Source organism: Mycobacteroides salmoniphilum (assembly GCF_004924335.1).
Lineage (GTDB): Bacteria > Actinomycetota > Actinomycetes > Mycobacteriales > Mycobacteriaceae > Mycobacterium > Mycobacterium salmoniphilum.
Map to the genome: position 1 here is coordinate 4,389,951 of NZ_CP024633.1, position 20,401 is coordinate 4,410,351.

The 20,401-nt window shown below is 64.4% G+C and carries 18 protein-coding genes and 1 pseudogene; 9 read left to right on the forward strand and 10 right to left on the reverse strand.

Translation table 11 applies throughout. The features are described 5' to 3' along the window. Nucleotides 1-2 precede the first annotated feature (2 nt). The 3 genes from DSM43276_RS21680 to DSM43276_RS21690 are packed head-to-tail and all read right to left on the reverse strand — an operon-like array spanning nt 3 to nt 3,252. Nucleotides 3-1,475, reverse strand: a complete 1,473-nt coding sequence (locus DSM43276_RS21680; protein WP_078328379.1) for a flavin-containing monooxygenase — start codon at nt 1,473-1,475, stop codon at nt 3-5. Then, nucleotides 1,472-2,395 (reverse strand): reductase, encoded by a 924-nt coding sequence (locus tag DSM43276_RS21685; protein WP_078328380.1) that lies wholly within the window; start codon nt 2,393-2,395, stop codon nt 1,472-1,474. The genes DSM43276_RS21680 and DSM43276_RS21685 overlap by 4 nt, the downstream gene beginning before the upstream one ends. Before the next feature lie 17 nt (nt 2,396-2,412). After that, nucleotides 2,413-3,252 (reverse strand): SDR family NAD(P)-dependent oxidoreductase, encoded by an 840-nt coding sequence (locus tag DSM43276_RS21690; protein ID WP_169053127.1) that lies wholly within the window; start codon nt 3,250-3,252, stop codon nt 2,413-2,415. Between the two features lie 98 nt (nt 3,253-3,350). Here DSM43276_RS21690 and DSM43276_RS21695 point away from each other — a divergent pair, with 98 nt between their 5' ends. After that, nucleotides 3,351-3,983 (forward strand): TetR/AcrR family transcriptional regulator, encoded by a 633-nt coding sequence (locus tag DSM43276_RS21695; protein WP_078328382.1) that lies wholly within the window; start codon nt 3,351-3,353, stop codon nt 3,981-3,983. Between the two features lie 8 nt (nt 3,984-3,991). Here the strand turns inward: DSM43276_RS21695 and DSM43276_RS21700 are convergent, their stop codons facing one another. Beyond that, nucleotides 3,992-5,176, reverse strand: coding sequence for a glycosyltransferase family 4 protein (locus tag DSM43276_RS21700; protein ID WP_078328383.1), 1,185 nt, complete (start codon nt 5,174-5,176; stop codon nt 3,992-3,994). A gap of 128 nt (nt 5,177-5,304) precedes the next feature. On the opposite strand from DSM43276_RS21700, the gene DSM43276_RS21705 reads away from it, so the two are divergent. From DSM43276_RS21705 to mmsB, 6 genes are all read left to right on the forward strand, one after another. Next, complete coding sequence (locus DSM43276_RS21705) at nt 5,305-6,084, forward strand: class I SAM-dependent methyltransferase (protein ID WP_078328384.1); 780 nt, start codon at nt 5,305-5,307, stop codon at nt 6,082-6,084. A 43-nt stretch (nt 6,085-6,127) separates the two neighbouring features. Continuing rightward, complete coding sequence (locus tag DSM43276_RS21710; RefSeq protein WP_078328385.1) at nt 6,128-7,339, forward strand: phosphotransferase family protein; 1,212 nt, start codon at nt 6,128-6,130, stop codon at nt 7,337-7,339. Next, on the forward strand, nt 7,336-8,466 hold the full coding sequence (locus DSM43276_RS21715) for an Rv3169 family protein (RefSeq protein WP_078328386.1): 1,131 nt from the start codon (nt 7,336-7,338) through the stop codon (nt 8,464-8,466). Before DSM43276_RS21710 ends, DSM43276_RS21715 begins: the two co-directional genes overlap by 4 nt. Further along, entirely contained in the window at nt 8,463-9,929 is a 1,467-nt protein-coding gene (locus DSM43276_RS21720; protein ID WP_078328387.1) for an aldehyde dehydrogenase, read from the forward strand. The genes DSM43276_RS21715 and DSM43276_RS21720 overlap by 4 nt, the downstream gene beginning before the upstream one ends. Nucleotides 9,930-10,005: 76 nt before the next feature. Continuing rightward, nucleotides 10,006-11,352, forward strand: coding sequence for an MFS transporter (locus DSM43276_RS21725; protein ID WP_078328388.1), 1,347 nt, complete (start codon nt 10,006-10,008; stop codon nt 11,350-11,352). A gap of 15 nt (nt 11,353-11,367) precedes the next feature. After that, the gene (mmsB, locus tag DSM43276_RS21730) at nt 11,368-12,279 is read left to right on the forward strand and encodes a 3-hydroxyisobutyrate dehydrogenase (protein ID WP_078328389.1); all 912 of its coding nucleotides are present in this window, start codon (nt 11,368-11,370) and stop codon (nt 12,277-12,279) included. On the opposite strand, the pseudogene DSM43276_RS21735 reads toward mmsB, so the two are convergent. After that, a pseudogene (locus DSM43276_RS21735) lies at nt 12,267-13,237 on the reverse strand (cytochrome c oxidase assembly protein). The gene mmsB and the pseudogene DSM43276_RS21735 overlap by 13 nt on opposite strands. Before the next feature lie 163 nt (nt 13,238-13,400). On the opposite strand from DSM43276_RS21735, the gene DSM43276_RS21740 reads away from it, so the two are divergent. Both DSM43276_RS21740 and DSM43276_RS21745 read left to right on the forward strand, forming a co-directional pair. Beyond that, nucleotides 13,401-13,625, forward strand: coding sequence for a hypothetical protein (locus tag DSM43276_RS21740; protein WP_078328390.1), 225 nt, complete (start codon nt 13,401-13,403; stop codon nt 13,623-13,625). A gap of 239 nt (nt 13,626-13,864) precedes the next feature. Then, entirely contained in the window at nt 13,865-14,500 is a 636-nt protein-coding gene (locus DSM43276_RS21745) for a class I SAM-dependent methyltransferase (RefSeq protein ID WP_109555956.1), read from the forward strand. Between the two features lie 2 nt (nt 14,501-14,502). Here the strand turns inward: DSM43276_RS21745 and DSM43276_RS21750 are convergent, their stop codons facing one another. From DSM43276_RS21750 to DSM43276_RS21770, 5 genes are all read right to left on the reverse strand, one after another. Continuing rightward, nucleotides 14,503-15,336 carry an LLM class F420-dependent oxidoreductase gene (locus DSM43276_RS21750; RefSeq protein WP_078328391.1) on the reverse strand — a complete coding sequence of 278 codons (834 nt, stop codon included), beginning with the start codon at nt 15,334-15,336 and terminating at the stop codon, nt 14,503-14,505. A 48-nt stretch (nt 15,337-15,384) separates the two neighbouring features. Continuing rightward, nucleotides 15,385-17,205, reverse strand: coding sequence for a phosphoenolpyruvate carboxykinase (GTP) (locus tag DSM43276_RS21755; protein ID WP_078328584.1), 1,821 nt, complete (start codon nt 17,203-17,205; stop codon nt 15,385-15,387). 209 nt (nt 17,206-17,414) lie between these two features. Further along, nucleotides 17,415-17,762 carry a DUF6802 family protein gene (locus DSM43276_RS21760; RefSeq protein WP_078328392.1) on the reverse strand — a complete coding sequence of 116 codons (348 nt, stop codon included), beginning with the start codon at nt 17,760-17,762 and terminating at the stop codon, nt 17,415-17,417. Then, nucleotides 17,759-19,204, reverse strand: coding sequence for a hypothetical protein (locus tag DSM43276_RS21765; RefSeq protein WP_078328393.1), 1,446 nt, complete (start codon nt 19,202-19,204; stop codon nt 17,759-17,761). Before DSM43276_RS21765 ends, DSM43276_RS21760 begins: the two co-directional genes overlap by 4 nt. Next, a complete protein-coding gene (locus tag DSM43276_RS21770) occupies nt 19,201-20,286 on the reverse strand; it encodes a P-loop NTPase family protein (protein WP_136629146.1) in 1,086 nt (361 codons plus the stop codon). The genes DSM43276_RS21765 and DSM43276_RS21770 overlap by 4 nt, the downstream gene beginning before the upstream one ends. Nucleotides 20,287-20,401: the final 115 nt, after the last annotated feature.

The following is a 20,401-nucleotide window of genomic DNA, read 5'->3' on the forward strand; positions in this document are numbered from 1 at the left end:
CGTCATCGGGTCGCGGGAGCCACCGCACTCGCCGTGAAGCTGTAGTCGTCGAGCTCGACCTCCTGGAGCTGCCCGGCGAACTGAGTGGCGAAACCCGGGAACATGGTGGTGTTCTTGCCGTCCTCGGTCAGGTACCAGCTCTGACACCCGGAGTTCCACGTGGTCTTCTCCAGCCGCTGTTGGATGTCGTCGTTGAAGCTGTCCTGCCGGTCCTTGCGCACATCGAGGGTCAGTAGGCCCCGGCTGCGGATGATGCCGATCGCCCGCACAATGTAGTCGATCTGCGACTCCATGTAGACGAGCGCGGAGTTGTGCCCCGGGCCCGAGTTAGGACCGAAGGTGAAGAAAAGGTTCGGGTAACCCGAAACATTCACGCTCTTGTATGCGTATGCACCGCTTGACCATTCGTCGGCAAGCTTCCTGCCGTCGCGACCGGCGATCGGGAACGGGGTGCCGGCCTTGCACACGTCGAATCCGGTCGCGAAGACGATGCAATCCACATCGTGCTCGATGCCGTCCGCGGTGCGGACACCGTTCGGAGCCAGGGTCGCGATGGGCCAGGTGATCAGCTTGCAGTTGTCCTTCTCGAGGGCTGCGTAGTAGTCGCTGGTCATCAACATGCGTTTGCACCCTGCCCGGAAATCGGGAGTCAGCTGGCGACGAGTCCAGGGGTCCTTGATCTGCCGGCGCAGGTTCGCCTTGGCGATCCATTGGATGACGGAAGTCATCGGGGTGTCCCACACCATCCCCAGCGCTGCCGCCTCATGCGTCCAGTACCACGCCTGCCGAGCAGCACTCTGCAGCGCCGGGGTGCTATCGAAAAGCCTTTGCGCCCATGACGGATGCTCAAAGTTCAACCGCGGCAAGACCCAACCGGGCGTCCGCTGGAACACCTTGACCCGGGCAGCCGTCTTGACCAGTTCCGGGATGATCTGCACGGCACTGGCTCCCGTACCGATCACCGCGACATGCTTACCCGTCATGTCATAGTCATGGTCCCAGCGCGCGCTGTGGATCTTATGACCCGTATAGCTGTCGAGCCCACGGATATCGGGCCAGCTGACATTGGCCAGCGGGCCCGCTGCCATGACGGCGCTGCGGGCGGTGAAGGTGTCGCCCGCCGTCGTGTCGGCGGTCCAGAGTGCGGTGTCCTCGTCGAATGTCAGCGAGGTGACCTCGACACCGAATCTGATGAAGCGCCGCAACTGGTGTTTGTCGACCATGCCCTCGATATAGCGGAGTATCTCGGGACCACCCGAATACGCCGAGGACCATTGCGGGTTCTGTTCGAAGGAATACGAATACAGCAGCGACGGAATATCGCATGCCGCACCGGGATAGGTGTTGTCCCGCCAGGTGCCACCCACGCCGTCACTTCGCTCGAGGATGGTGAAATCCTCGATTCCCTGCTCCAACAGGCGGATCGCGGTACCCAGACCTGCGAATCCCGCACCGATGATCAGTACTTCGCTCATCGCGACACCGGTTCATAGGTGAGTTCCGCCGACCAGGTGGGCGTCTTGCCCAGTACGCGAATCGGGAACAGATCGATTGCCTTGCCCATGGATTCGGAGAGGAACTGGAACGGCTGCGTCTGGTTGATCGCGATGCGCGCATGGTGCTTGATGAGGTGATAGCTGGGCAGTCGGCGGGTGTTCTCGCTGCGCTCACCCACGGTTTCGTATCGCTTGATCGCGTTGTAGAGCTTCTCCTCGGAGAGTCCCATCGCCGAGATGTTGGTGATCATCCGAGTCAGCAGCGGCGAGTAGATCAGTAGCCCAAGGAGCACAGACGGCTTCACGAAGGTACCCACCGTCTCGACCACGAGCTGGCGCATGGAGTTGGCACCCAGCATGTCCAGTACCTGGAAGCCCACGGCAAGGTGCCGGGACTCATCGCTATTTATATGCCGGAAGACCTCATGGCACAGCGGGTCTTCCACTTCGTCCAGCAGGAACTTGACCAGGGCGCCGTCGAGTGCGGTCTCCAGCGAGGGGATAACCGTGCCCAGTGACGCCAGCGACAGGCTGTCGCTGTACCGGTCCAACCATTCGATGACGAGACGGATGTTCTTGTTGGGCACGGGCATTTCGCCCTCTTCGATCATTCCCCAGCGGCGCATGAGGGCCAGCTCGGCATTGGCGTGCCGCTGTTCCTCTGCGTGGAAGTAGGTGTAGATCTGCTTGAGAACCTCGTTCGGCGCCTTCTGCGCCAGGGCCGCGAAGCCGCGCGCCCCCACGTTCTCGATCCAGACCAGGTCCGACATGAAGTCCTTGAGCGAGGGGCGCTGCTCATCGGTGATCCTGTCCGCACCCGGTGCGTCCCAGTCGATATCGGCCAACGCCCACTGCTTGTCCTTGATGGTCGCCAATACGTTGTCGAGTGCGATTGCCACCTTTGTTTCCTTTCTCGTCAGTTCTCGCGCTGGCGGGAGATTCGTTCGGTAAGGCCCAGCGCCTTGGTGTAGGTGTCGGGAGCCAAGCGCTTGGCCTGCCACATGAATCGGGCATCGAGCTGAGGCAGGACGTACAACTGACCCCGGTCGTGCGCATCGAGACAGCCGCGAGCCACTGAATCCGCAGAGACGCCGGTCCATTTCATGGCGGTGGCGGCAAGGCGGGCGGCCGAGTCCTCGATGATTCCGCTCGCGACGATGTTCGTCTTGACGAAGGTCGGGCACAGCACCGTGACGGCAACGCCGGTACCGCTCAGTTCGGCGGCAAGTGTCTCCGAGAGAGCCAGCACCCCGGCCTTGCTGACGTTGTAGGCACCCATGCGCGGTGCGGCCGCGAAGCTCGCCGCCGAGGCGACGTTGATGATGCCTCCGCGCCCCAGCTCCCGCAGACGGGGTGCGAACACGTGGCAGCCGTGGATAACCCCCCACAGGTTCACCCCAAGGGTCTTGTGCCAATCGGGGAGAGGGGCGGCACCGACAACCTGACCACCGGCACCGATGCCCGCGTTGTTGATCACCAGATCAGCCGGGCCCCCGAACCATTCCTCGGCGGTATCAGCCAGCGCTTCGACCTCATCAAACACCGAGACATCACAAGCAGCCTCGACCGCGCGGTCCCCGATCAGGGCCGCGGTTTCCTTGGCTCCCGGCAGGTCGACATCAGCACACACGACCCGGCCTCCGCGCCGCGCCAGTTCGAGAGCGAACGCCCGGCCGATACCACTGGCCGCGCCTGTCACCACCGCATCGACCTTGCGCGTGCGGCGCTCACCACGACCGAAGCCCAAAAAGCTCACCACGAGCAGGCCACAGCACACTCTGGTGGCGTCCGCCATAACTGACTGCACATGCCACCACTTTGACCTACGGTGCGTGCGGCTGTCAACATGGGGCGATGGCGGCATCAGCAGGTCTGTGGGGCGGGCGTACCGCGGCGGAGCGTCGCGCGGAACGTCGGGAACGACTGGTCGCGGCCGCCCAGGAAATCTGGGCCGAGCAGGGGTGGGCCGCGGTCACCATGCGCGGCGTCTGCTCACGAACCTCGTTGAACGACAGGTACTTCTACGACGATTTCGCTGATCGTGACGATCTGCTGGCCGCGGTCTGGGACGGCATGCGCGACGAACTCATTGCGCGGATCTCCGACATCGTCGGGGAGAATCCGGACCGCCCCCCGCTGGACACCCTGCGCAAGACGATCGCCCTTGTCATCGAACGTGTTTCTACCGATCCCGGCTGGGCGCAGATCATATTTGTCCGGCATGCCGGCAGCACGGTGCTCGAAGAGCGACGCACCGATCTTTTGCACCAAGCGACGGCCGTCCTCATGGCCGCGGCCGAGCCCTACCTTGTGAAGAACGTTGATCGGACCGGATTCCGGATGGATACCCTGGTCGGTATCGGAGGATTCAGCGAGCTGGTCAATGCTTGGCGCTCGGGCCTTTTGGACGTGAGCACCGATGAGGTCATCGAACACAGCACCCGCATCGGGGCCACCCTCGCAGCCCGCTATCTCACCGCGGACTGATCCCTAGGTCAGGCGGGAACCTCGACCGGCGGAGCCACGACGGGTTCGTCACCGACAACTCCCGACACCGGGATGCCCAGCACCGCCGCCTTCAGTACGGCCCACACACCGGACGCGCTGCGCTGCCACGACAGGTCGGCACAGCGAGCCCGCGCCGCCTCGCCCATCCGGTAACGAAGATTGTTGTCCGCCAACAGTGTCGCGGTATGCCGGACAAACTCATCCTGGTCGCACGCCAGCAGACCGGTGATGCCGTCGGTGACCGAATCGGTAAGCCCACCGGAAGAGCGGTAACCGATCGTGGGCACGCCATGCTGCGCGGCCTCGGTGACCGCCAGGCCCCAGCCCTCCTTGCGTGACGGCATCAGGTGCACCCAGGCGCGTTGCAGCACCCGGTGCTTGGCTTCCTCACCGAGGTACCCGTGGAATGTCACCGACTCGGAAATGCCTAGCCGTGCAGCATGTCCCACCAGCGGATCCATCCACCAGCCATCTCCGACGACATCAAGATGCACGTCGGGCACATGGTCACGCAGCAGTGCAAGCGTGGTCAGTGCGTGCTCAATCTGCTTATGCGGCACCAAGCGCGAGAGGACGACGGCGCGCGGCGTCTCGCTGCGCGCACCGTCCCGAGTCGTTGCCACCGACAGGGCCGGTATCTGATCGATACCATTGCGCACCACAGCAATCCGCCCGGGCGCCACACCAAGCTCCACCAAGTCGGATGCGGACGGCTGCGAGACCGTCAAGTACTGATTGCGCCGATGCATCCGCGGAGACAGCCGCGACTCCAGCCACCAGCCCAGCCTGCCGATGAGTTGTCCTGCCACCGGCCACTGCTCTCGGTGGCAGTGGTGCACCAGCAGCACCACGGGCGCCGTCACCACGGTGCTGGCAAAAAAGGGAATGCCGTTCTGGGTATCGATGACGACATCGGGCCGCACATCGCGCAGCGCCCCCAGCCCTACGCGACCGGCCAGGAGCGACAGCAGTGCGCGCGGGTACACCGTGAACCGCCCACCCCCCCGCGAGATACGTACCCCGTTCACCACCTCATGGCGGGGCGCGCCCGGATAGGCGGCACATCGCAGCGTCACCTTTACGCCGGATGCGGCCAGCTCGGCGCCGATGCGCTGCAGGTACGTCTCGCTACCGCCGCCCTGCGGATGGTCGGTATCACGCCAGCACAACATGAGGACCTCCCTCGGGAGGTCCGGCTGATCTGACACTTCACTTAACACCGCTAAGCACCCTAGGCCGTTAGGGTGGGCCTCCAGAAATTTCGTGTTCCGTAAAAGAAGACCGAGCAGAACGAGAACCCGTGCCGGATATCACCGATCTGTTTGCGCGACGAGCCACGCTTCGGCGTTCTACCAGCTTGTTATCGTCTTTCCGCTTCGAGCAGAGTGCGCCGGAAAGGTTCTACGGAACGGTGGCGCAGGACACAGTTCACCTGGTCACCGACTTGTGGCTACAGGCAACCGGCACCGGATTGCCGGGCCGCACGGTGCTGGATGTCGGGGGCGGGCCGGGCTACTTCGCCTCGGCCTTCGCCGACGCCGGAGCACAGTACGTCGGGGTTGAACCCGACCCCAGGGAGATGCACGCGGCCGCCGAAGGAACCCAGGGCATCCACGATCCACGTGCCGCATATCTGCGCGCATCCGGAATGGCCTTGCCGTTCGCCGACAACAGCGTCGACATCTGCCTGTCCTCCAACGTCGCCGAGCACGTACCCGAGCCCTGGCGGCTCGGTGACGAAATGCTGAGGGTCACCCGGCCGGGCGGACTGACGGTCTTGTCGTACACCGTGTGGCTCGGCCCATTCGGTGGCCACGAAATGGGTCTGACGCACTACTTCGGCGGTGCCCGCGCCGCCCGGTGGTACACCCGCAAGCATGGCCATCCGCCCAAGAACAACTACGGGTCGTCACTTTTTCCGGTATCGGTGCGCGAGGGACTCCAGTGGGCCCACAGCACGGGTGCCTTGGTGGCCGCATTTCCCCGCTACCACCCAAAATGGGCATGGTGGATCACCAGAGTTCCCGCTGTGCGGGAGGTTCTGGTGAGCAATTTGGTGCTTGTCCTGCGCCCCCACTGAATCCAGAATTGCAACAGGTTCCACTTCCCCTGACTGCCCGGTAGTGTTGCGTACGTCACGCAACGAGGCGGACATGAAACGGAAGTCACGACACTTGACTGAGCAGACAGCGACGCATGAGGACGTTGCACGCCCCGCGGAATCACAACGGGACCCGGAAACCTTGCGCGGCGCACTCACCGAGTGGATCTCCGCCCAGCTGCCGGCCGATGCCGCGCTGAGCGTGGACCACGCGGAGCTGCCCAGCGCCAACGGTATGTCCAGCGAGACAATCCTGGCCGATGCGCAGTGGACCGAGAACGGCGAGCGCGCCGCCCATCGACTGGTGATCAGGACGGCACCTCAGCCCGACTCGAGCCCGGTGTTTTCGACCTATGACATGCGCCGCCAGTTCGACGTGATGGACAAGCTCGGTCGGCACACCAGCGCGGTGGTGCCCCCGGTGCTCTGGTACTGCGATGACCCCTCTGTGCTCGGCGGCGAATTCTTCGTCATGAAGCGTGTCGACGGGGAGGTCCCGCCTGACCGGATGCCCTACACCTTCGGGTCCTGGGTGAGCGAGGCCTCCGATGCCGACCGCCGCAAGATGCAGCGGCTCACCGTCGACCAGATCGCCCGGGTGCACTCGGCGCCCGTGGAGGAGTTCGCGTTCCTCGACGATGCCCAGGAGGGCGAAACGGGTCTGGACGCCCATGTGCGCCGCACCCACGACTTCTATGAGTGGGTACGCGGTGACGGCCCAACCATCCCGTTGATCGACCGCGGCTTTGCGTGGTTGCGCGAGAACTGGCCGACCGAATCGTTACGTACGAAAGATGCTGTCAGCTGGGGTGACTCCCGCCCGGGAAACGTTATTTACCAGGATTTCGAGCCGGTGGCACTGCTCGACTGGGAGATGGCCACCGTGGGGCCCCGCGAGCTCGACCTCGGATGGATCATCTTTCTGCACCGATTCTTCCAGGATCTCGCCGAGACCGCCGGCCTCGCTGGGCTGCCCAGCTTCTGCCGGCGCGAGGATATCGCCGCCGAGTACGCAGCCCTCACCGGGCACCACGCGAGCGATCTGGACTTCTACACCGCTTATGCCGCATTGCAGCACGCCGTGATCATGGTGCGAATTCAGATGCGTGCCATGGCGTTTGGTATGGCGAAAATGCCGAATGACCCCGATGACCTGATCCTGCACAGGGCCACGCTGGAGAAGATGCTGGACGGAAAGTACTGGTCGCAGCTCGGAGAGGAGACCGGCGCGTGAGCCTGTCCCCCTTCGACGATTACCCGATCCATCAGATCGCCGATGTGGTCCGCCATGTCGGCACCTCGGACCGGAACTTCTATGACCGCTACTACTTTGGCTGCCACGGTGGGCGCGCTGACCTGCCGTATCTGATCACCGGACTGGGCGTTTATCCGAATCTGGGTGTCACCGATGCATTCGCGTCGGTGCGCGTCGGCGAGGACATCGTCGTGTTCCGGGCCTCACGCGCACTGGGCGACGACCGCGCCGATCTCACGGTGGGGCCGTACCGCATTGAGGTCCTTGAAGGTCTCAAGAAGGTGCGGCTGATCCTGGAACCCGGCTCCGAATATGGCGCGGACTACGACCTCGCCTTCGACATCACCTACACCGGCGAGATACCGGCCTCCCTCGAGCCCGGCCATTACCAGCGTCAGCTCGGCCGCGTCATGTTCGATACCTCTCGGTTCGCCCAAACTGGCACCTGGACAGGACAATTGACAGTCGGCGGCACTACCCACGAGCTGGATGGGGTCAACTGGTCGGGTAACCGAGATCGATCCTGGGGCATCCGCCCCGTCGGTGAGGGCGAGCCCGCCGGACGGCGTGCCACGTTGGCCGGGGGCTTCTTCTGGCTCTACAACGTGATCTCGTTCCCCGAGTATTCGATCGTGTTCATCAACCAGGAAGACGAGCACGGCAACAAGGTCGTCAGCGGCGCGCGCCGGGTATGGCGCGACCCGGCAAAGGGGATCGACGAGCTCGGACCCATTACACACGACATCACCCTGGTTCCCGGTACCCGCGAAGCGAGTTCGGCGGTCATTACGTTGGGTGACATCACCATCAAGGCGGACATCGTGCTGCCGCACTACTTCGGCTTCGGGACCGGGTACGGCCTGGACGCGGACTGGCGTCACGGCATGTGGCAGGGCGACCTCGTTGTGCAGGGCAAGCGGTACAAGACCGCGGAGTTGGACGCCACGCTCAAACTGTTGTGCCCTGTAGACAATCTCGCCACCTTCACCGCCACCGAAAACGGCGTCGAGACCCACGGCAGTGGACTGTTCGAATTCGGCCCCATCGGCCCCCATAAACCCTCCGGTTTTACCGGGTTCGTTGATACGTATCAAGGAGATTCATGACCAACGGGAACAACTTTGACAAGCTCTTCATCGGTGGCGTCTGGACCGAGCCGGCCACCGACCAGGTGATCGAGGTCATCTCGCCCGCTACCGGCCAGAAGGTGGGCCAGTGTCCGCTGGCCTCCCCCGCTGACGTCGAAGCCGCGGTCAGCGCTGCCCGCAGCGCCTTCGACGACGGCCCCTGGCCCAAGCTGACTCCGCACGAACGGCAGGCGATACTGCAGAAGGCCGTTGCCGGGCTGGAGGCTCGCAAGGACGAGATCTGCAAGGCCATCGCCGACGAGACCGGCGCTCCCCCCATGGTCATCGAAACGCTGCAGTGGCTGGGCGGCTTCGGCGCCATCCAGTACTACGCCAACGCGGCGGACGCGGTGAAGTGGAAGGAACTGCGCAACGGCGCCTACGGCCAGACCGTGGTAACCCGGGAGCCCGCCGGTGTGGTGGCCGCCATCGCGGCCTGGAACGTGCCGCTGTTTCTGGCGCTCAACAAGATCGGCCCGGCGTTCCTCGCGGGCTGCACGGTGGTGCTCAAGCCCGCCGCCGAGACTCCCCTGTCCAGCTTCATCCTGGCCGAGGTGTTCGCCGAGGCGGGCGTGCCCGAGGGTGTGCTGTCCGTGGTGCCCGGTGGAGCCGAAACCGGCCGCGCGCTGACCAATAACCCCGGCATCGATGTGTTCAGCTTCACCGGCAGCACCGTCGTCGGCAAGGAGATCGCCGAGATCGCCGCCGGGAACCTGAAGAAGGTCACGCTCGAGCTGGGCGGTAAGTCGGCGGCCATCGTGCTGGAGGACGCCGACCTGGCGGCGACGTTGCCGATGCTCGTGTTCGCGGGCCTGATGAATGCGGGCCAGGGCTGCGTCAACCAGACCCGGGTGCTGGCACCGCGTTCTCGGTACGACGAGGTAGTTGACGGAATCGTCGGCATGGTCTCGCTGATGGGAGTGGGCCTGCCCGACGATCCGGCCACCCAGGTCGGGCCGCTGATCACCGAGAAGCAGCGTGCCCGGGTCGAGGGCTACATCGCCAAGGGCATCGAGGAGGGTGCGCGGCTGGCGTTCGGCGGTAAGCGCCCCGAGGGACTGGACAGCGGATACTTCGTACAGCCAACGATTTTCGCGGATGTCGACAACTCCATGACCATCGCGCAGGAGGAGATCTTCGGCCCCGTGCTGTCGATCATCGCCTACGACTCGGTGGATGAGGCCATCAAGATCGCCAACGACTCCCATTACGGGCTGGCGGGCAGTGTGTGGACCACCGATGTGCCCAAGGGCCTGGAAATCGCGGCGCAGATCCGCACCGGCACCTATGGCATCAACTGGTACGCCTTCGACCCCAGCTGCCCATTCGGCGGCTACAAGCAGTCCGGCATCGGCCGTGAGAACGGCCCCGAGGGCATCGAGGAGTACTGCGAGCTCAAGAGCGTGCTGCTGCCGATGGGCTACACCCTCGACTCGATCTAGCCATCGAGTGCGAGCCTCACGCGGAAATCTTGCCCGAAATCCGCGTGAGGCTCGCGCTCGACGTTAGGGTTCGGCTGTGTCCACCACCGCCGAGGCCGACGCTGCTCCAACGGGTCTCCGCAAGGTGGTGGCCGCGTCGATGGCGGGCACCGTCGTCGAGTGGTACGAGTTCTTCCTCTACGCCACCGCCGCCACCCTCGTCTTCAACAAAGTCTTCTTTCCCGCTGTGCAGGCCGGGGGAAACGATCTCGACAACATCATCAAGGCCTTCCTCACCTACGCGGTCGGGTTCGTCGCCCGGCCCATCGGCGGAATCGTGTTCGGGCACTTCGGGGATCGCTACGGACGCAAGCACCTCCTGCAGATCGCGATCGTGCTGGTGGGCGTGGCCACCTTCCTCATGGGCTGCCTGCCGACCTTCGCGCAGATTGGCTACGGCGCACCGATCCTGCTGGTAGTGCTGCGATTCCTGCAGGGTTTCGCGGTGGGCGGTGAATGGGGCGGCGCCGTGCTGCTGGTGGCCGAGCATTCCCCCGACTCCCACCGTGGGTTCTGGTCCAGCTGGCCGCAGGCGGCCGTACCACTGGGCAACCTGCTGGCCACTCTGGTGCTGCTCACGTTGTCGTGGACGCTCTCCGATGCCGCGTTCCTGGCCTGGGGCTGGCGCGTCGGCTTCTGGCTGTCGGTCATCATCGTCGCGATCGGCTACTACATCCGCACCCGGATATCCGATGCGCCGATCTTCCAGGAGGCTCGCAAGGAGATCGAAGAGAACAAGGCCAGCTCCTACGGCGTTGTCGAGGTGTTCCGCCGGTATCCGCGTGGGGTGTTCACGGCCATGGGACTGCGCGTGGCAGAAAACATCCTCTACTACATGGTGGTCACCTTCTCGATCACCTATCTCAAGATCGAGTTGCATATGGATACCAAGCGAATTCTCTTGCTGCTCTTGATCGCTCACACAGTCCAGGCGATTGCGCTGCCGATCGTGGGACGGTACACAGACATCGTCGGGCGGCGCGGGCCCTACGCATTGGGAGCCCTGCTGGCCGCGGGGTGGGGCTTCATCGCGTTCCCGATGTTCAACACCCGAGACGAAGGGGTGATCCTGGCGGCCATCGTGATCGGCCTGCTGGTGCACTCACTGATGTTCGCCGGGCAGCCGGCGATCATGGCAGAGATGTTCCCTACCCGGATGCGCTACTCCGGGGTGTCGTTGGGCTACCAGGTGACCTCGATCTTCGCCGGGTCGCTGGCTCCGGTCATCGGCACCGCGCTGCTGAGCAAGTACCACAGCTGGGTGCCCGTGGCGATCTATCTGGCGGCCGTTGCTCCCATCACGCTGATCGCCGTGTGGGCGCTGCCGGAGACCAAGGGCAGCTCGCTACATGAGCTGGATGCCGCCGACAGGGCGCGCGCCTAGCGCTAGGTTGGTCCCATGGCAACCTATGGCTGGATCGGTTTGGGGAACATGGGCGGCCCAATGGCTGCCAATCTGGTGGCGGCCGGGCACACGGTACGCGGTTTCGACCTCTCGGGTGACGCACTGGCCGCGGCGGAAGCGCGCGGCGTCACTGCGGTGGAGGAAATCGCCCAGGTGCTGGCGGGCGCCGAGGTCGTGTTCACCATGCTGCCCAAGGGAGAGCATGTCCGCTCGGTGTTCGAGGGTCCCTACGGAATCTGGGAAAATGCCTCGCCATCAACGCTTCTGGTCGACAGCTCGACCGTCGATATCGAGACCTCCCGGTACTGTCACGCCGAATCGTCACGCCGGGGATTCCGGTTCGTCGACGCTCCGGTGTCCGGCGGGATCAGCGGTGCACAGGCCGGCACGCTGTGCTTCATGCTCGGCGGCGACCTGGAAAATTCCGGTGCGGCAACCGATTACATCAAGCCGATGGCCGGACGTGTGATCCACGCGGGTGATGGTGGCGCCGGGGTGGCCGCGAAGATCTGCAACAACATGATGCTGTTCATCGACATGATGGCCAATTCGGAAGGCTCGCAGCTGGCCGAGCGACTCGGCTTGGATCCGAAGGTGTTCTGGGAGATCTGCACCGTGTCTTCGGCGCGGTCCTGGGCGCAGCAGACCTGGTACCCGGTGCCGGATATCATCGAATCCGCCGCCGCCAATCGCAATTTCGATGCCACCTTCACCGTTGACCTGGCGCACAAGGACGCCCGCCTGGCGCTGGCCGCCGGGGAAGCCACCGGCGTCAAGCTGCCCGCCGCGACCATGGTCACCGAGCAGTTTCAGCAGCTCATCGATGAAGGACTGGGTGGCAAGGACTGCTCACTGATCGTCAAGTACGCCACACCCGACGGGTCGGCACGCGGTTACGCGCCCTGACCCGGCCGCTCTTCATGCAATTGCCGCAAAAACCGGTTGTACGAAGCCAATTCGTCCTCTTGGCGGGCGTCATCGGACTCGCGCGCATCGGTTTCGACCTGTTCCTCTCGCCGCCATCGGATGGCGAAGATCAAGGTGGTCGCGAGCGCGATCGGCTCGCCTAGGACCAGGCCAGCGCGCCGGCCAACGCCTGGTCCTTCACCGGGTCGACGGCCCACCCGGTGGGCGGGTTGGCGAAGATGCCGATCAGCGGCCTCGGCGCCATCATGAGGATGACGCCGATGAATACGTGCAGCGGCATTTCCACGAAGATGTCGAACATCCGACCAAGATTGGTCTGCCGGATGGGCATCGGATCGGTGGACAGGATCGGGATGACGAAGAGCAGACCGCTGACCAAGAAGAAAATCTCTAACCCGCTGTGCCCCAACCATGTAGCAGCGATGGTGTCGAACAGCTGGGATAAGTACAGCCCGTAATAGCTGAACAAGAACAGCGGAATGGTGACGGCGGGATGCAACAACAGTGCGGCGGTGCGACTGCGCAATCCTGCCAGGGCAGCGACCAACACCCACCTGCCGAGCCCGTGGTGCGGCGTCGACCGCAAGAGCAGCCGCCCCGGTGCGCCCAGCACCAACAGGGGAGGCACCAGGATCGACAGCGTCAGCTGCTGGAACATGAACGCGCTGAACAACCGAAATCCGTAGCGCTCTATTGACAGTCCCATCACTGCACCCAGGATCAGGCATCCCGACAGGAAGCTCACCGCCGACCACCACGGCCAGCCGCGGCCCATCCGGTGCAGTCGGACCACGCTCACCACGTACCAGCTCGCCAACAGGACCGCGACAACGGGGAGCACCGGGATGGTCGGCGGGTCCCACCCCAGCAGCGACCACACCGTCGGCGGTTCGGCTGGGATGGTGGTCAGCCCGGTGAGCCACCTCGCCTCGTTCATTGATTACATTATGCGCATATTTGAATGTTCTGGCCATCCGGGGTACCGATCCTGGCGTTCACCCGCAATTCGGATCGCCGCCAGCCAAACAGCGTTGGTTCACAGCTTCGGTAACTAGGGTGCGCGACGGGGCCGGGGAAACACAGCAAGAAAGGTACGAACGATGGCTGTATCCGTGAATCTCGAGAAGGCACTCGACAAGGCCTATGAGAACAAGGACCTCAAGGACATCCTCGACGCACCGCCGTCGGCTCTCGCGGGTCTCACCGAGAAGCATGACGCGGCATTGAAGGAAGCCCTCAACATCTCGACCGTCCGCGAGCTGGGTACCAACAAGTACATCGCGGTCGCTGCGGCGCTGGCCGCACTGGAGAGCAAGACCGGCTAAACCGTTGGCCCAGAATGCATCTACGTAGGTAGATTGTGAGTGAACAACTACGTAGGTGCACTCTGGCCATTAGGAGCGCCGGAGCTGGGCGAGCGGCTCCTTGGGTTAGGACAATTCCAGTGCGCGAGTACGCGGATCTGATCACCGAGGCCAGCACGGTTGACGTGAGCGGTTGGGACTTTTCCTGGTTCACAGGACGGGCCTCAGAAGCACGGCCGGGGTGGGGATACCAAAGGCTGATGGCCGAGCGTCTCGCCATGGCATCCGCATCTCTGGACATCCAGACGGGCGGCGGTGAGGTGCTGGCCGGCGCATCACGCTATCCGCCCACGGCAGTCGCCACAGAAGCCTGGCCGCCCAACGTTATTAAGGCGACACAGCTATTGCATCCGCGTGGGGTCGCCGTTGTCGCGGCAGCCGAGCAACCGCCCTGGCCTTTCGCCGACAGCGCCTTCGACCTCATCACCAGCAGGCATCCCGCGACTGTCTGGTGGGATGAAATCGCCCGGGTACTGCGGCCTGGTGGCATCTACTTCGCCCAACACGTGGGCGCCGAGAGCATGTTCGAGCTGGCCATGCACTTCGTTGAGATTCGCCCGGAGCACCGCCGTGCACGGCGGGCCGACATCGAGGCAGAGCGAGCCCGGGCCGCGGGTCTGCAGATCCTCAGTGTGCACAGCGCGCGCACACGCGTCGAGTTCTACGACATCGCAGCCGTTGTGGTGTTCCTGCGAAAAGTTGTATGGACAGTGCCGGGGTTTGACATCGTCACCCACGACGCTGCGCTACGCACCCTCGATGCTCAGATAAGACGGGACGGGGTGTTCGTCGCCCACTCCACCCGCACCCTCATCGAGGCCCGCCGAACAGGCTGATATCAGCCGCGAAGCGCCTGCGCCAGCGGCTCCAGCACGACCGGGTCATAGGGCGGGGGCAGGTAGATAATGGCCAGATCGAGACCCTCCGCACCCAGCGCGGCAGCCTCGTCGACAACCCTCGCGTAATCGCGATCCGCACCGAGCCGGATATGAGCCGAGAGCGTGATCTCGCGTGGATCCCGTCCGATGTCGGCGCAATGCGCGGCCAGCACGTCGCGCTTACGCGCAAACTCCTCGGGCGGTCCGCCCACGAAGTTCCAGTGCTGCGCGTACTTGGCGGTGATCCGCAACGTCCGCTTCTCGCCGCTACCACCTATACAGATGGGCGGGTGCGGCTTCTGCGGCCCCTTGGGCTCGTTGCGGGCGTCCTTGAGCTGGTAAAACTTGCCGTCAAAGCTCGTCGTCTCCTGGCTCAGCAGACCGGTGAGCACCTCGCAGGCCTCTTCGAACCGATCGAAACGCTCCTTGATGCTGCCCAGCTCGATGCCGTAGGCGCCGGATTCTTCCTCGTTCCAGCCGGCCCCGATACCGAGTTCCAGACGACCACCGGACACGATGTCCAGCGCCGAGGCCATGTTGGCCAGCACGGCCGGATGCCGATAGTGGATACCCGTCACCAGCACCCCGACACGCAGCCGTCGGGTGGCCTGCGCAAGCGCGGTGAGGGTTACCCAGCCTTCCAGGCATGGCCCGGTGGAGTCCGAGAAGATCGGATAGAAGTGGTCAAAGGTCCAGCCGGACTCGAAGACCTCGATCTCGTCGGCCACCTTCCAGATGGCCAGCATGTCGTCCCAGGTGGTGTTCTGCGGAGATGTCTTGAATGCGAAGCGCATTCCACAACCCTATGCAGGATTCACCTGGAGTGTCGACCAGGTACGAACTTATCCCAGCCGCTGTTTGAGGGCGTCGAACTCATCCTTGACGCCCGTGGGCAGCTTGTCGCCGATGAACTCGAACCACTCCTCGATGAGCGGCAGTTCGGCCTGCCACTCCTCGTTGTTCACGGCGAGTGCCTCGGCCACATCGGCCTCCTCGACATCCAGACCGGACAGGTCCAGATCCTCGACGCCCGGGACAGTGCCGATCGCGGTTGTACGACCGCTGCCCTGACCCTCCACCCGCTCGATGATCCACTTGAGCACGCGGCTGTTCTCGCCGAATCCTGGCCACAGGAACCGGCCGTCGCCGCCGCGACGGAACCAGTTGACGAAGAACACCTTGGGCAGCTTGGACTCGTCGGCCTGCTTGCCGACGTTGATCCAGTGGTTCAGGTAGTCGCCCACGTGGTAACCCATGAACGGCAGCATCGCCATCGGGTCGCGGCGCACGGTGCCCACCTTGCCCTCGGCGGCCGCCGTCTGCTCCGAACCCAGTGTGCCGCCAATGAACACACCGTGCTGCCAGTCACGGGCCTCGGTAACCAGCGGCACAGTCGTCTTGCGACGGCCACCGAACAGGATCGCCGAGATCGGGACACCCTGCGGGTCATCCCATTCGGGGGCGAGGGTTGGGCACTGCGACATCGGGGTGCAGTAGCGCGAATTCGGGTGCGCCGCTTTGGTCTCGGTCTCCCGCAGGATCCAGTCCTGACCCTTCCAGTCGATCAGGTGCTCCGGCTCGCCCTCCAGACCTTCCCACCACACATCGTTGTCGTCGGTACGAGCGACGTTGGTGAAGACGGTGTTGCCGGCCTCGATGGTCTTCATGGCGTTGGGGTTCGAGCTCCAGTTGGTGCCCGGCGCCACACCGAAGAAGCCGAACTCCGGGTTGACGGCGTACAGGCGGCCGTCCTTGCCGAAGCGCATCCAGGCGATGTCATCACCCAAAGTCTCTGCGCGCCATCCGGGAATGGTCGGCTGGATCATCGCGAGGTTTGTCTTACCGCAGGCCGACGGGAACGCCGCAGCCACGTAGTAGGCCTTGTTCTCCGGCGAGATGAGCTTGAGGATCAGCATGTGCTCGGCGAGCCAGCCCTCGTCGTGGGCCATCGCCGAAGCGATGCGCAGCGAGTAGCACTTCTTACCCAGCAACGCGTTGCCGCCGTAACCCGAACCGTAGGACCAGATTTCACGAGATTCGGGGAAGTGAGTAATGTACTTGGTGTCATTGCAGGGCCACGGCACATCTTCCTGGCCGGGCTCCAGGGGCGCACCGATCGAGTGCAGCGCCTTCACGAAGAATCCGTCATCGCCCAGCTTCTCCAGGGCGGCGGCACCCATGCGGGTCATCACGCGCATCGAGGCGACGACGTACTCCGAGTCAGTGAGCTCCACACCCAGCTTGGGGTCGTCAGCACCGAGCGGGCCCATGCAGAACGGCACCACCCACATGGTGCGTCCGCGCATGCTGCCACGGAAGAGCTCGGTCATGGTCGTGCGCATCTCGGCGGGGTCCACCCAGTTGTTGGTGGGACCGGCGTCCTCTTCACGCTCCGAGCAGATGTATGTCCGCGATTCCACCCGGGCGACGTCCGACGGGTCCGACAGAGCCAGGAATGAGTTCGGGTGCTTCTCGGAGTTGAGGCGCTGGAAGGTGCCCGCGTCCACCAGCTGCTGAGAAACTCGCTCGAATTCCTCATCGGAGCCGTCAGCGAACACGACTCGATCAGGTTGTGTCAGCTCAGCGACCTCGCGAACCCACGCGAGCAATCCCGCGTGTTTCGTCGGAGCGTTGTCAAGACCGGGAATGGTCGCTGCTGTCATCGAGAGCATCTCCTCGTTGATGCCGGGTGGGGTACGCAGTTGCCGCACCGGCGCTGGTCGGAAGCTAGATACAAACCTAGATATATGAGGTTAGCGCTGGTCCTGTTCAGCGTGAAACGGGGCCACTGACAGTCCGTCATAGGCCCCGTAGCAGCGGTCGAGGTCCCCACTCATCACATCAGGCCGACCACCGCCCGGACGGCGAAAGATCACTTACCGCCGACGCGGCCGTGCTCGATGAGCTCCCAGTGCGCGCCCGCACCCCGGGCCCAGGTCTCGTAGGTGCCGTCCGCCCCGAACGTAGTCACCTTGTCAGCGACGCCGTCCTCGTCGATATCGGAAACTATGGAGAGCCCATCAGGTTCATGAAGCGCAACGGTGTCGCCAATACCGTCGTGGTCGGTGTCGATGAGGTCCGTGCCCAGGTCCACCAGTCCGCCGTCGGTGGGCAGGTACATGTGGTGATCGACATGCAGGTCGGGGCTCAGGGCGTGCCCGGGTTCGGGCACTCCTTCTCCAGGCCCTCCAGGAAGCCCCTGGTCAAAACCTTCGATCATGAGAACTTATTGTCGCCGCTTCTGCCGATCGCGTCCAGCCGCTCGGTGACTTTCGTTAGCGCCTTGTGTACCAAGGGCAGGTCGCGGTTACGCAACGCCGTTGCCCGCGCGGTGTTCATGGCGGCCTCACGCAGCTCGGAGTCAATTTGCCCCACCCGGGCGGCCAACTTGTCGTTCTCGCGTTCGTCGATCTCGACCAGATCGGCATGGAGCCTGGTCTCCACCTCCAGCACCCGCGCGGCAACCCACTGCTCCAGGTACGCGCGCAGCTCTCCCATGGTGTCTCCCAACCACCGGTCCAACACCGTCCGGTCGTGCAAGAGCCCCCGCACCGCCACCAGCCACACTGCGATGCAGGCCCCGGCCACCAAACCCACCGCTAATCCCGCCGGCGCCATGCCCGGGCGCGCATATGCCACCAAGCGGGACACCGTCAACGCCGCACCCAGACCGAAGAACACCCCGAACAGCGCCATCATCCGGGTTTCCAGACGACGTGATCGCACCGAAGGATCGGACGCTTCAGGTGGCACTGGGCGATTCGCGCTGGGGCGCGGCGCCGCCCAGCGTTGCGTCACCTCGGCGGACACCTCGGCAAGGTGCTCTTCGGTGCCCTGCTCGACTTCGGCCACCACCTCGGCCACTCGGCGCCGCACCCGCTCACCGAAGCCGGCCACATCCCGGCGCTTCAGTTCGGCGATGTCCTCGCGCAGTTCACCCCCCACCGAACCGACCCGCTTGCGCGCGAAGTACAGCAGCGTCATGCGGGCCTGCGCGATGCGGTTGCGCAACGCCAAGGTCCGCTCGGACTTGCCCGAACGCGTGCGTCGCACTACTGCCTGCCGCTGATTGCGCAGCTCGTCGGCGCGCGCGCCTTCCCCCGCCTCCGGCGGCATGTTCAGCATTCCCTGCAGACGAGTTACCCAGGCACGCAGCCTGTTTCGCTCATCCAGGGCCGGTTCATCGCGAACCTTGCGCACCGCTTGCACCAGTTCATCGAGCCCCGGTGCGGCACCGCGCGTCGAGACCCCCAGCCAGGTGACACCGCTGAACCGGGAGTCATGCTGGGCCAGGATCTCCCGATTCCGGTTCATCACGTCACGCCAGGACAGGTGCACGTCGATCTTGGAGACCACCGCGACGAGGGCATCGGTATTGGCGGCCGCCAGCTGTATCAGGCCACAGTCCGACGGGGTCAACGGTGCGGTCCCGCTACATACGAAAACCACCGCCGCCGGCGCCTGCCCGTGCCGCAGGTCTTCCGGTTCGACGATGCGCACCCCCGAGGCGCGTGACGTCAGCTCGGCGGCCAGGGTGCTCGCGCCGGCCAGCCAACTGCCGGTCACCATCACGACGTCCTGCAGGTTCACCCCGAGCGGACCGAGCGCGGGGTCCACCGCCAGCACCAGCTCGTCGACCCGTTTATCTGTGGAGGTCGTCACGCCCGGCCTCCGGCCAGTCGCCACATCCGCAGCGATCCACGCGCGATATCCGTGCCCATCGAGGCGTAGGTGGCATTCACCGGGCCCGCCGCGAACCGCTGCCAGCGCTCGGCGCGGTAGCGATGATCCTCGGGATGATCGCTCAACTCCACGGGGATACCCGCCGCCGTGGCGGCGTCCACCGCACACCGCATCGCAGCCATCACCACATCGTCACTGGTCAGAAAGGCATCGATCTGCACCGGCAGGACACCTGTCACGCCAATCCTGCGGAGTTCGGCGAGCACAGTGCGCATCCGGCGGTACCAACCCTGGGCGATCGCGGCGCGAATGGCACTCACCACCGCATCCACACCCGATAGGTCGCACAACAGCGAGGCCAGTCCCGGGGCCGCCAACGTGGGAACCTGCCGGAGCGCCCCGATCGCGCACCCCATCGGGTACAGGTCCAGCTCATGCAGTAACCGCTGCCGCATCCGAACCGGCACCTCATGCGTACACGTGACGAACGCATCGACGGAACTGGTGTCCGCGGGGTTCTCGACCATCAGCTTGAGCGCCTCGACCATGCCCTCGTCGATATCGGCCAAGGGGACGTGCGCCGACAACGGCAATGTCGGCACTCGCGTCTCGATGCGGTACTGGGCGCAACGCTCCACGGCTGCGGTCCAGGGACCGCGGGCGGCGCCGGGATCGGTCAGATCCGCCTTGTTCAGAATCAGCACCTTGGGTGCGTTGGAGGCCTCCACAACCGCACGGTCCTCGGGTTTGAGTGCCTCTGCGAACACCACCACCTGGACATCCATGGCGTCGGCGTCCGCGGAGTCAGCAGGATCCTCGCCGGGGATGGGCACCTCGATGAGCGCGTGCCCCGGTCCGTCCTCGGCCGGCAGGGTGCGCCCCAACGCACCGATCACGCTGGTGACACCCACACCGGCACGGCCCCGGACGGTGACCCGCAGTGGATCCCCGGCTCGTACCGCCAGATCGTGAATGCGCTGGCCGCCGTGTACCTGGCGTACCTCAGGACGCGCCGCGAACCGGTCGAGCGTTCCCCGGAAGACCTCAAACCCCCGCGTCATCCCTTTTCCAGTCCCAATCTCATCGCTCGTACGGAAATGCTCACATTGTCACCTGATCCAGTGGAGGGTTCCACCCTGGTAGGCAACTGTTGAGTATCAAGTTGAGTATCAATAT